6 protein-coding genes are annotated in these 12,048 nt (G+C 68.8%); 3 read left to right on the plus strand and 3 right to left on the minus strand.

Annotated features, from left to right (window positions below; translation table 11 throughout):
* Positions 1-3: 3 nt before the first annotated feature.
* Both ptsP and nagE read left to right on the plus strand, forming a co-directional pair.
* Positions 4-2,484, plus strand: coding sequence for a phosphoenolpyruvate--protein phosphotransferase (gene ptsP / locus QZ814_RS10285; RefSeq protein ID WP_294331637.1), 2,481 nt, complete (start codon positions 4-6; stop codon positions 2,482-2,484).
* Positions 2,481-4,199 (plus strand): N-acetylglucosamine-specific PTS transporter subunit IIBC, encoded by a 1,719-nt coding sequence (gene nagE, locus QZ814_RS10290; protein ID WP_294331639.1) that lies wholly within the window; start codon positions 2,481-2,483, stop codon positions 4,197-4,199. Before ptsP ends, nagE begins: the two co-directional genes overlap by 4 nt.
* 125 nt (positions 4,200-4,324) lie before the next feature.
* Here nagE and QZ814_RS10295 read toward each other — a convergent pair whose 3' ends face one another.
* The 3 genes from QZ814_RS10295 to QZ814_RS10305 form a co-directional block, all read right to left on the minus strand.
* On the minus strand, positions 4,325-5,218 hold the full coding sequence (locus QZ814_RS10295) for an alpha/beta hydrolase (protein ID WP_294331640.1): 894 nt from the start codon (positions 5,216-5,218) through the stop codon (positions 4,325-4,327).
* 551 nt (positions 5,219-5,769) lie between these two features.
* Entirely contained in the window at positions 5,770-8,655 is a 2,886-nt protein-coding gene (gene galA, locus QZ814_RS10300; RefSeq protein ID WP_294331641.1) for a beta-galactosidase GalA, read from the minus strand.
* Between the two features lie 35 nt (positions 8,656-8,690).
* Positions 8,691-9,428, minus strand: coding sequence for a GntR family transcriptional regulator (locus tag QZ814_RS10305; protein ID WP_294331643.1), 738 nt, complete (start codon positions 9,426-9,428; stop codon positions 8,691-8,693).
* A 248-nt stretch (positions 9,429-9,676) separates the two neighbouring features.
* Between QZ814_RS10305 and QZ814_RS10310 the strand changes: the two genes are divergently transcribed.
* Positions 9,677-11,998 (plus strand): family 20 glycosylhydrolase, encoded by a 2,322-nt coding sequence (locus tag QZ814_RS10310; RefSeq protein ID WP_294331645.1) that lies wholly within the window; start codon positions 9,677-9,679, stop codon positions 11,996-11,998.
* The last annotated feature ends 50 nt before the right edge of the window (positions 11,999-12,048 follow it).

The following is a 12,048-nucleotide window of genomic DNA, read 5'->3' on the forward strand; positions in this document are numbered from 1 at the left end:
CCGATGGCGGGCTGGCTGATGCCGCTGGAAGACGTTCCCGATCCGGTCTTCGCGCAGCGGATGCTGGGCGACGGCGTGGCGATCGACCCGACCGAAGGCTGCCTCTACGCGCCCTGCGACGGCGAAGTGACCGTGCTGCAGCCGACCGGCCATGCGATCACCCTGCGCGCCGGCGACGGCGTGGAACTGCTGATGCATATCGGCATCGACACGGTGCAGCTGGCCGGCGCCGGCTTCGATCCGCAGGTGAAGGTGGGCGACCGGGTGCGCGCGGGCGACGTGCTGATCCGCTTCGATCTCGACGCGGTGGTGTGCGGCGCGCCGTCGGTGACCACGCCGGTGCTGCTGATCAGCCAGGACGGCCTGACGCTTGCCGGCAAGCGCGGCAGCGGCATGGTCGCGCCTGGCGAGCCGATCTTCACGATCCAGCGTGCGGCGGTCGTTGCCGAAACGGCCGTCACGCCGGCCTCCGAGACGGCGTTTCGCGACGTTGTCGTGCCGCTGGCGCACGGCATCCACGCCCGCCCCGCCGCCAAGCTCCGCGAAGTGCTGGTGCCCTTCGCCGCCAAGGTGACGATCACCAAGGGCGGCCAGAGCGCCGACGCGCGCAGCCCGGTGCGACTGATGACGCTGGGCATCAAGCTGGGCGATACCATCCGCATCACCGCCGAGGGCGGCCGTGCCGACGAAGCCGCCGCGACGCTCGCCGCGATGATCGAGAGCGGCATGGGCGAGAAGGCCGATCCCGCCTCGGCGCCCGCGCCCGCACCGGCGGCTGCGCCCGTTGCGCCGGTGGCGTCGAACGATCCGGGCCTGCTCGCCGGCGTCCCCGCCGCGCCGGGCCTTGCGATCGGCACCGCCCGCTTCTTCCGCCTGCCGGAACTGACCATCGATCCGGTCGGCAAGGGTGCCAGCCTCGAGCGCGCGCGGCTGGAGGACGGCATCGCCCGCGTCGCTCGCGCGATCGACGCCGATCTCAGCCACGCCGCCGGCCCGATGCGGTCCATCCTCGCGGCGCACCGCGCGATGCTCGACGATCCGGACATGCTCGAAACCGCGCGGCAGGCGATCCTCGACGGCGCCAGCGCCGGCCATGCCTGGCGGCTCGCGCTGCGCCCGCAGGCCGATCTGCTGCGCGCCAGCGGCGACGCCCATCTCGCCGAGCGTGCCGATGACATGGTCGATCTGGAGCGCCGCGTCGTATCGACCATCGAAGGCGTACAGGACGCGCCCTTGACCTTCCCGGAAGGCACGATCCTGCTTGCTGACGACCTTCTGCCGTCGCAGGTGACCGGCATCGACCCGGCGCAGGTCCGCGGCTTCTGCACGGTGCGGGGTGGGCCCACCTCCCACGTCGCCATCCTCGCGGCGAGCCTCGGCATCCCCGCGCTGGTGGCGATGGGGCCGGCGCTGCGTGGCATCGCCGAAGACGAGACGCTCATCCTCGATGCGGCCGCCGGCACGCTGCGCATCGCCCCGGACGAAGACCAGCGCGCCGAGGCACAGGCACGGGTGCACGCCCGCACCATCGCACTCGCAGCGGCCCGCGCCGCCGCAAGGAACCAGGCAAGGCTCGCCGACGGTACCCGCATCGAAGTGTTCGCCAATCTCGGCTCGGTCGGCGATGCCGAACGCGCGGTTGCCGCCGGCGCCGAGGGCAGCGGCCTACTGCGCACCGAATTCCTGTTCCTCGATCGCGACACCCCGCCGACCGTGGAGGAGCAGACCGGCGAATATCAGGCGATCGCCGACGCGCTGCAGGGCCGCCCGCTGATCATCCGCCTGCTCGACATCGGCGGCGACAAGCCCGCGCCCTATCTGCCGATCGCAGCGGAGGAGAACCCGGCGCTGGGCCTGCGGGGCATCCGCGTCGGCCTCGCCCACCCGCAGGTCCTGGAAGACCAGCTGCGCGCGATCCTCGGCGTCCGTCCGATCGGCGTCGCCAAGATCATGCTGCCGATGATCGCCAGCGTCGGCGAGCTGCGCGCGGTGCGCGCGGTGCTGGACCGGCTGCGCGACGAGCTCGGCATTGGCGAGAAGGTCGAGCTGGGCATCATGGTGGAAACGCCCGCCGCCGCCGCGACCGCCGATCTGCTGGCCGCCGAAGCCGACTTCCTGTCGATCGGCACCAACGACCTCACCCAGTACGCACTGGCGATGGACCGCGGCAATCCCGCCGTCGCCAGCGGGATCGACGGGCTGCATCCGGCCGTGTTGCGGCTGATCGGCGATACCTGTCGCGGCGCGCGCGCGCATGGCCGCTGGGTCGGCGTGTGCGGCGGCCTCGCTTCCGATCCGCTGGCCGTGCCGATCCTGATCGGGCTCGGCGTGACCGAGCTTTCCGCCACCGTCGCGATGGTGCCCGAAGTGAAGGCGCTGCTTTCCACCCTCACGCTCGAGTGCGTGCGCGCCCATGCCGCCCAGGCGCTGGTCTGCGCCACCGCCGCCGATGTCCGCCGCCTTGCCCGGGAATATACCGCATGAAGCAGATCCTCGAAACGCTCCAGCCGCTCGGTCGCGCGCTGATGCTGCCGATCGCGGTGCTGCCGGTGGCGGGGCTGCTGCTGCGGCTCGGCCAGCCCGATCTGCTCAACATCGCCTTCATCAGCGCCGCCGGCGACGCGCTGTTCTCGCATCTCGGCCTGCTCTTCGCGATCGGGGTCGCGACCGGCTATGCCAAGGACGGCAACGGCGCGGCGGCGCTTGCGGGCATCGTCTGCTTCCTGGTCTCGACCGAGGCGGGCAAGAGCCTGCTGGCGGTGCCGGCGGACGTGGGCGTCGGCCTCGCCAAGGATCCGGCCGCGCTGGCCGTGGCGGCGTGGAAGGCCAAGGCGGTCGCCCGGCTCGACGTGCCGATCGGCATCGCCTCGGGCCTGATCGGCGGTGTGTTCTACAACCGATTCTCGGCGATCAAGCTGCCCTCCTATTTGGCCTTTTTCGGTGGCCGGCGCTTCGTGCCGATCGTCAGCGGGGTGGCGGGTCTCGTCATCGCGGTGATCGTCGGCCTGGGCTTCCCGCATATCAGCGCGGGCGTGGACGGGCTGAGCCACGGCATCGCCGGTGCGGGGCCGTTCGGGCTGTTCGCCTTCGGCGTGCTCAACCGCGTGCTGCTGGTGACCGGCCTGCACCACATCCTCAACAACGTGTTCTGGTTCGTGCAGGGCGACTATAACGGCGCGACGGGCGACCTGCGCCGCTTCTTCGCCGGCGATCCGCATGCGGGCGCGTTCATGGCCGGCTTCTTCCCGGTCATGATGTTCGGCCTGCCCGCCGCGTGCCTCGCCATGTACCGCGCCGCCCTGCCCGAGCGCCGCGCGGCGGTGGGGGGCCTGTTGTTCAGCCTCGCGCTTACCTCGCTGCTGACCGGCGTGACCGAGCCGATCGAATACAGCTTCATGTTCCTGGCCCCGGCCCTCTACGTCGTCCATGCGGTGCTGACCGGCGTGGCGATGGTGGTGATGGACCTGCTGGGCGTGAAGCTCGGCTTCGGCTTCTCCGCCGGCCTGTTCGACTATGTGCTCAACTTCGGCAAGGCGACCAAGCCGCTGCTGCTGGTGCCGGTGGGCGTCGTGTATTTCGCGCTCTATTACGGCATCTTCGCCTGGGCGATCCGCCGCTTCGACCTGAAGACGCCGGGCCGCGATGCCGAGGCACCGGTGGCCGCCGAGACCGCGGCCGGTGCCGCGCCGTCCAGCCGCGGCGAAGCCTTCGCCCGCGCCTTGGGCGGATCGGCAAATCTGGTCGAGGTCGGCGCGTGCACGACGCGCCTGCGCCTGATCGTCGCCGACCAAGGCGTGGTCGACGATGCCGCGCTCAAGGCGCTCGGCGCCCACGGCATCCTGCGTCCCTCGGAGCGCGCGCTGCAGGTGGTGCTGGGCCCGATCGCCGATGTGGTGGCGGTCGAGATCCGCGACGCGACCGCGCGTGGCGGTGTCGCGGCGCCGGCCGCCCCCGTCGCGGCCCCGACGCCCGAGCGTCCGGTAGCGCTCCAACCGGCGGCGCTGGCCGCACTGGGCGGTGCGGCGAACATCCTTTCGGTCAGCGCCCACGACCATCGCCTGCGGGTGGAACTGACCAACCCGGCGGACGTCGACGACGCGGCGCTGCTGGCCCTCGGCCTGCGCGGCGTGGCGCGACCTTCGGGCGCGGTACTGCACCTGCTGGGCGACGAGGCGGTGCTGGTGGCGCTGCGGGGGTGAAGCCGCGCTCCGCGCTCTCGGATGAGGCGGGAGCGAGGGGCGACGCACGACGGCTCGCGCCCAATAGCAGACATGCAGGCGCTCATCGTGGCCCCCGCGACAACGTCCGCGACTCCCATCGATCATTACCTTTGAGAGGGCAGCGCATGGTCCACAATGAACTGCACCACTGCCTGCCCGTTCGGTGTCGCCGGGATGACGATGTCAAAGTGGTTTGCACCCGCCGGTTCTAGAACCTGCACGCTATCGCCGGATGCTTTCGCAGCTGCGATGTATGGCGTCATCAGATCTCCGAGCTCTGCGGAGACCAGTAGTTGCGAGATACCGAGCGGCAGGTGATCCGCCGGAGAAGCTATGTGGTACTCGGCCGGCTTCGCTCCCGGTGTGCCGCCCATGAGCGGCACGATAACTGGCCTGCCGCAAACCTGCGCATCGATACCAACGAAGGGTGCAAGAGCGCCCGGACCGTCGATTGCAACGACGCTGACAGGTTTAACCCGTGTACTGGTCCACGGCGGATCCAGGCGCGGTCGAGACGCCGCCCAAAGTGCGAAAAATGCTCCTGCCGAATGCCCGACCAACGTCAGCCGCGAAAGATCGAGACGATAACGCGGCCCGATCTCCGCAAGCTTGTCGATCCCGGCAGCAACGTCTTGGAAGGTGCCGGGCCAACCGCCCCCCGGATCCCCGACCCGTCGATACTCAACGTTCCAAGTCGCGAAACCCTTTGCGGTGAGTGCGTCGGCGAATGCAGCGATGCCGGCGCGCTTGTCTACGCTCGCCATGAAACATCCACCGTGCAGGATCACTGCGACGGGAAAAGGCCCCTTGCCCTTAGGGAGCCGTAGGTCGGCTACCTGCAGATCTGAGGGGCCGTAAGCAATTGTTGCGGTTGGCTTGCTGGCAAGCGCCCCTGCGGCCTTGTAGGTCATCTCAGCAGTATCGTTCTGCGCAATGGCCGAATTGGCGGAGACAACAAGCGCGGCTAGACAAAGGACTGTGGCGGGAAACCAGCGCATCGAGATCTTCCCCTCATTGCTGCCTATTGATGTTTGTGCGCTATTTGGTCGGCAACGGCAATGCGTACTGACACCATGTCCGCTTCCCACCAACTTCCGCCATTACCGTAGAGCGGTACACCGGCCGTCTTGCGGGTACGACGACGTTCCCCATATGTACCAGCACACCGCTTTCAGGCGGTCGCTCTTTGATCCGTTCGGTAACGCCACCGCGCGCGAAGCGAGACGCTTGGCGGCCTCGATCGGTGCTTCGGCACGCCGCACGCGCTGAACCGTCACCAACCTAAACTTCCTAAACTTTGCCCCCGCTCGCCGGCCCGTCGCGACCCACCGAAACGCGCGCACGCCTAAACTTCCTAAACTTCGGCCCGGGGCCAGCAGCCGGGCGCGGCGGTTCTTGGCCGGCTGCGAGCGCTTCCCCCTCCCTCCCGCCAGCGGGCGCTGGCGCGTCGAGGCTTGGAGCGATGGGAAGCTCGGTGGCCAGGGGCCCGGCATCCGCCGGATTGCGCGAGCCCCCTCCCCCGCATGCGGGGGAGGACGGCGTCGGCAGCTCAACGCGGCGTGAGCGTCGCCTTGCCCAGCAGGCCGCTCGCCTGCCCTGCCGGTGCCTCCACGATCAGCTCGACCGTCCGCTGCCCCGCACCCGCCGGGAATACAGCCTCCAGCGGCGCCGGCGCCGCGTCGGTCTTCTCGGCGAGCTTCTTGCCGTCGACCCACAGTTCCGCGCGGCCACCGATGCTCGCGAAGCGCAGCGTGCCGCCATTGGCTGCGATGCGCCGCCACGGGGTCAGGCGGTTGTTGTAGACGCGCCAGCCAGGCTGCGGCTCGGCGGGGGTCGGCATCGCGCTGCGCAGGAAGGCCCAGCTGTTATTGTCCGGCACCAGGCCAGGCTTCGGCTTGTCGGCGAGCAGCGCCGAGCGCCGCCAGTCGCCCAGCACCATCAGCGACGGCGTCACGCCCATCTGCGCGCGCGGCGCGATCTCGGCACGGTCGATCGTCAGCAGCGCGGGCTTGAGCCCCTCGGCCGTGGCCCGCACGGTGATCTTGCCGCGACCGGTGCCCGCCTGCACCAGGATCTGGGCAAGGCCGTTGAACAGCGAGCGGGCATGGCCCTTTTCCGGCTCATGGCTGTTCGGATCGCCATTGCCGACGCCGAGGATCGCTGCGCCCTCGACCGTGAAGTTGGTCATCAGATTGGCGGTCGGCACATGGCGGCCCTTGGCATCGATCGCGTCGATGGTGATCGGCTGGACGTCCTCGTCATCGCCGGCCATCACGGTGCGGGCGGGCGTGAGCCGCAGCGCGACCGGCTTGCCCACGGTCTCGTGCACCATCCGCGCGACGACCTTGCCGCCGCGCATCGCCTGCGCCTCCAGCCGGCCGGGCGCATAGGGCACCTGCCATTCATTGCCCTGCAGCCGGTCGACCTTCTGGGTGCCGATCGCTTTGCCGTTGAGCAGCAGCGTCACGCTCTCGGCATTGGAGGCGACGAACACCTTGATGGGCTGGCCTTCCTTGCCCGGCCAGGTCCAGTGCGGCGCCAGCCACACGACGGCTGCATCGTCGATCCAGGCGGCGCTGTGGATGCCGAACGCGGTCTTGGGGAAGCCGCACAGGTCCATGATGCCGAAGAAGCTGGCGATCGTCGGCCACGCATAGGGCGTCGGCTCGCCGTGATAGTCGAACCCGGTCCAGACGAACCCGCCGGCGATGAACTCGCGCGCGGCGATCAGCTGCCACGCCTTGCGGTGGGTATTGCCCCAGGGCGCGGGCTCCTCGTCGTACGAGGTGATCACGTGCTTGGCGGGATCGCTGGCGAAGGCGCCGCGCGTCTCGAACGCGCTGGTATCCTCGGAGCTGGTGCTGGGCCGGCCGGGGTTCAGCCGGTGCCACTTGTCGTACTCGCCCTGGTAATAGTTGAAGCCCATCACGTCGACGACCGACGAGACGTTCGACGGATTGTAGAACGACCCGTTCATCGCCGAGGTCACCGGGCGGCTGTCGTCGAGCTTGCGCACCGCGGCTTCCATGCGGCGGACCATCTCCACGCCCGCTTCGGTGCCCTGCATCGGCTCTTCGTTGAAGACCGACCAGAGGATGACGCTCGGATGGTTGCGGTCGCGTCGCACCATCCAGCTGAGTTGCGCCAGATAATCGGGCGCCGGGTTGAAGTGGCGGTTCTCGTCCATGACGAGGAAGCCCATCCGGTCGCACCAGTCGAGCAGCTCGGCGGTAGGCGCATTGTGCGACATGCGGATCGCGTTGCAGCCCATCGCCTTGAGCCGCTCCAGCCGCCAGCCCAGCAGCGCGTCATATTGCGCGACGCCCACGCCGGCATGGTCCTGGTGGATGCACACGCCCTTGAGCTTGACGGGCTTGTCGTTGACGAACAGCCCCTTGTCGGCATCGAAGCGGACGGTGCGGAAGCCGATCGCGGTGCGACGCTCGTCGATCAGCTTGCCGTCGCGCAGCAGGCGGGTGTGGACGATGTAGAGCGTCGGCGTCTCGACGGACCAGAGCTGCGGCGCCCCGGCCGACAGCTCGAACGAGGCCTCGACGCGATCGAGCACCAGCGCCGTCGCGGCGGTGGTGCCGATGGCGACGCGCTTGCCGGCCGGATCGAGCAGTTCGGCCTCGATCGTCACGCCCACCGGCGCACGTTCGATATTGACGATCGTGACGGTGACCGGCACCTGCCAGCCATTGTCGGTCTTGCGCGGATCGCAATGTACCCCGTCGGTGACGATCGACACCGGCGAGCGGCGCACCAGCCAGGCATGACGGTAGAGGCCCGCGCCTTCATACCACCAGCCCTCCATCGCCTCGGCATCGACGCGGATCGCGATCACATTGTCCTCGTCGCCGAATCGGGCGAACGGTGTCATGTCGACCAGGATGCTGGCATAACCCGACCAGCTGTGCGCGACGACGCTGCCGTTGACCCACACGGTGGCATTGGTCGCGACGCCGTCGAGATGCAGCTCGATCGTCTTGCCGTGATCGGCGGGGTCGAGCGTCAGGCGGCGGCGATACCAGCCGATGCCGCGCTTACGATAGCCCTGCGAGACGTTGGCGGTCTGCTCGAACGGCTGGAACGAGGCCCAGTCGTGCGGCAGGCGCACCTCGGCCCAGTCGCTGTCGTCATAGTCGCGGGCGGCGGCGCCGCGGGCATTGCCCGCCTTCACGCTGCCATAGGTATCGTCATGGTCCTTGAGGGCGGCGGGCAGCACATCGCCTTCATGGAAACGCCAGCCGCGCTCGATGCGGGTCCGCGTGGGATCACCGTCGGGCAGGCGCGGCATCAGCGCGGTCTTGGGCGCGGGCATCGGGAAGCCGTCGCCCTCCACCGCGCGCGCGGCCGCCTGCGCCTCGGGCAGCCCCAGCGAGGCAAGCGCCCCCAACCCCGCGCTGCCGAGCAGCAACTGGCGACGATCCATGCAGCAATCTCCAAAGTCAGGCTGGAAGGGGGAACTCAGACGTCGCTGAGTTCCGCCACGAAATCATAGGCATCGCCCCGATAGTAGGAGCGAGTCACTTCGGCCGGGCGGCCGTCGCGCAGGAAGGCGCGGCGCTCGATCAGCAGGCCGGCATGGCCCGGATCGACCCCCAGCATCTTGGCATGCTCGCCGAGGAACGGCACCGCGCGCAGCCGCTGCAGGGCGCGCACCGGGCGGTTCCCGGCGGCTTCGAGCGCGGTGTAGAGCGAGTCTCCCACGGCATCGACGGACGGCAGGCAATAGCCGGCGATGGTCGAGAATTCGAGTGCCATCGGCTCGCCATCGGCGAAGCGGATGCGCGAGAAGCGCAGCACGCCGGCACCAGGCGACAGGCCCAGTGCCATCGCCTCTTCCGGCGTCACCTGGCCCGCCGAACGCGCGATCCAGCTGCTGCTGGCAGCGCGGCCGCGGGCGGCCATGTCTTCGGTGAAGGAGGAAAGCTTGGAGAAGCTCTTCTCGACACGCTCGGCGACGAAGGTCCCGGCACCGCGGCGTCGGGTAAGCAGGCCTTCCTCGACCAGCCCGCCGATCGCCTTGCGGACGGTGATGCGCGACACGTCATATTCCACGGCGAGGTCCCGCTCGGGCGGGATCGCGTCGCCCTGAGCGAGGATCTTCCCGCTGATCGCTTCCCGGATCAGTTGCTGCAGTTGCAGATAGAGCGGCGACGGGTTGCCCTCGCGAAACCGTCCGATCTGATCCGAAAACGTCATTCGTCCTCCCCCTTGCCAGGCGCCAGCGCCCATCGGCGTGCCGGACCTACAGCAAGCGCCCCGTAGCGCGCAAACGTTCTCCGGGACCTACATTGGTATGACAATACCAACAGCCTCAAGCGACTTGGTCAAGAGGTTAATTGCAAAGAACTATGTCCGTCTGCGCAACCCTATTGTCCGATAGGATCTAAATTGGTTACACCCTTGCTCCGGCCCCGTTCGGCGGCCGCGACCAAGGGGAGTTTCCGATGCGCGCGTTCCTGAACCAGGCAAAGCATTCCGGCTGGGCGGCGCTGCTGCTGTCTTCCACCGCTTTCGCCCAGACGGTGCCGCCGCTCACCCCCCTGCCCGCCAGCGTCCAGCTGGGCAAGGGCAGCTTCACCGTGGCGAACGGCACCGGCATCGCCGTGCCGGCCGGCGATACCGCCGCCGCCGCTGCCGCGCGCCTTCTTGCCGCGCATGTGAAGGCGGAGCGCGGCCTTGCCCTGGGCGCCACCGGCACCAGCGGCGCGATCCGGTTCGAACGCGATGCCGGTATCAAGGGCGACGAAGCCTATCGCCTGACCATCGACACCAAGGGGGTGCGCATCGCCGCCTCGGGGGATCGCGGCCTGCTTTATGGCGCGATGACGCTGGCCCAGTTGCTCAGCCCCGATCACGGCTTCGGCAAGGCGGTGAAGCTGCCCGCCCTGACGGTGGACGACGCGCCGCGCTTCGGCTGGCGCGGGCTGATGCTCGACGTTACCCGCCATTTCCAGCCGATCGAGTTCGTCTATGGCGTGGTCGACCAGATGGCCTCGGTGAAGCTCAACACGCTGCACCTCCACCTCACCGACGACCAGGGATGGCGGTTCGAGGTGAAGCGCTATCCGAAGCTTACCGAAGTGGGCGGCTGGCGCACCCCGCCGAGCACCGGCGGCGCGCCCGGCGCCAAGGTCGGTGGTTTCTACACCCAGGAGCAGCTGAAAGGCCTGGTCGCCTATGCCGCCGAGCGCGGCGTGACGATCGTGCCGGAAATCGACCTGCCCGGCCATGCCCAGGCGCTGGTCGCCGCCTATCCGGAGCTCGGCATCTTCGGCGATCGGCCGGAAGTCTCGCACGACTGGGGCGTGAACCCCTATCTGTTCAATCCCGGCCCCAAGGGCATCGCCTTCGTCAAGGAAGTCCTCGACGAGCTGATGGCGGTGTTCCCCGGCACCTTCATCCATCTCGGCGGCGACGAGGCGGTGAAGGACCAGTGGCAGCGCTCGCCGGAAGTACAGGCGCAGATCAAGGCGCTGGGCCTCAAGGACGAGAATGCGCTGCAGAGCTGGATGATCGACCAGTTCGGCGCCTATCTCGAAAGCCATGGCCGCCGCCTGATCGGCTGGGACGAAATTCTCGAAGGCGGCCTGCCGCCCTCGGCCTCGGTAATGTCGTGGCGCGGCGAGAAGGGCGCGGTGGAAGCCGCCAACAAGGGGCACGACGTGGTGCTGACCCCCGCCCCCACCCTCTATCTCGACAGCCTGCAGAGCGATCGCCGCGACGAGCCGCCCGGCCGCCTCTCGATCCAGACGCTGGCCGATGTCTACAAATATGAGCCGATGCCGGCGGGGATCGACGCCGCCAAGGCGAGCCATGTGCTGGGCGCCCAGGGCAATGCATGGAGCGAGTATCTGATCACGCCGTATCAGGTGCAGCACATGCTGTTCCCGCGCGCGGCGGCGATCGCGGAGATCACCTGGTCGGGCAAGGACAAGCGGGACTTTGGCGGCTTCGTGACGCGCCTCCAGCCGCAGATCGCGCGCTGGCGCCGCTCGGGCATGGAAGTCGCCGACAGCGCCTTTGCGGTCGATTACAAGCTGCAGGGCACGCGCGGCGAGGCGCTGCGAGCCGGGCAAGCCAAGGTGGCGATCACCACCCAGACCGGCTTCGGCACGATCCGCTATACGCTGGACGGCAAGCAGCCGACGGCCAAGTCACCCGCCTACAAGGCGCCGCTGACGCTGAAGCCGGGTACGACGATCACCGCCGCGGCGTTTGACGAGTCGGGCATCTTCACGGCCGCCCCGCGTGCGTTCGATACCAGCCGCACCGCGCTGCTCACCCGCACCAGCTCGGATATGGTGGCGTGCCCCAAGGGCGCGCTCGGCCTGCGCGTGCCGCTCAACGCCGAGGCGCAGGAGAATGCGCCGGTATTCAACGTCAACCTGTTCGACACCTGCACGGCCTACCCCGCCGCGCCGCTGGACGTGGCGACCGGCTTCACCGTCGACGTCGCGCGCCTGCCGCGCAACTACGGCCTCGCGCACGACTTCAACAAGGTCCGCGCCTTCTACAATGTCAGCACCTATGGCGAGCTGATCGTCACCGCCCGGTGCATCGCCGCCGCCAAAGATCCGGCGGTGAAGCCAGTCGTCGTCGCCACCTTCCCCCTGCCCGATCCGGCCAAGTCGCCGCAGCAGTTCCGTTTTTCCGGCAGCCTGCCCAAGCTGAGCGGTGACGAAGACCTGTGCTTCCAGTTCACGTCCCCGCTCAGTGACCCGTTCTACACCGTCGAGAAGGTGGTGCTGACGGAGGGCGGCAAGTGAGAACGGCGCAGTCTGCCCCCACTGTCATTCCCGCGAAGGCGGGAATCCAT

The organism is uncultured Sphingomonas sp. (genome assembly GCF_913777625.1).
Classification (GTDB): Bacteria; Pseudomonadota; Alphaproteobacteria; order Sphingomonadales; family Sphingomonadaceae; genus Sphingomonas.

Excerpts from the sequence above, each read along its gene's own strand:
- ptsP (WP_294331637.1), top strand. The coding sequence starts at position 4 with ATGGCGGGCTGGCTGATGCCGCTGGAAGACGTTCCCGATCCGGTCTTC.
- nagE (WP_294331639.1), top strand. The coding sequence starts at position 2,481 with ATGAAGCAGATCCTCGAAACGCTCCAGCCGCTCGGTCGCGCGCTGATG.
- QZ814_RS10295 (WP_294331640.1), bottom strand. The coding sequence starts at position 5,218 with ATGCGCTGGTTTCCCGCCACAGTCCTTTGTCTAGCCGCGCTTGTTGTC.
- galA (WP_294331641.1), bottom strand. The coding sequence starts at position 8,655 with ATGGATCGTCGCCAGTTGCTGCTCGGCAGCGCGGGGTTGGGGGCGCTT.
- QZ814_RS10305 (WP_294331643.1), bottom strand. The coding sequence starts at position 9,428 with ATGACGTTTTCGGATCAGATCGGACGGTTTCGCGAGGGCAACCCGTCG.
- QZ814_RS10310 (WP_294331645.1), top strand. The coding sequence starts at position 9,677 with ATGCGCGCGTTCCTGAACCAGGCAAAGCATTCCGGCTGGGCGGCGCTG.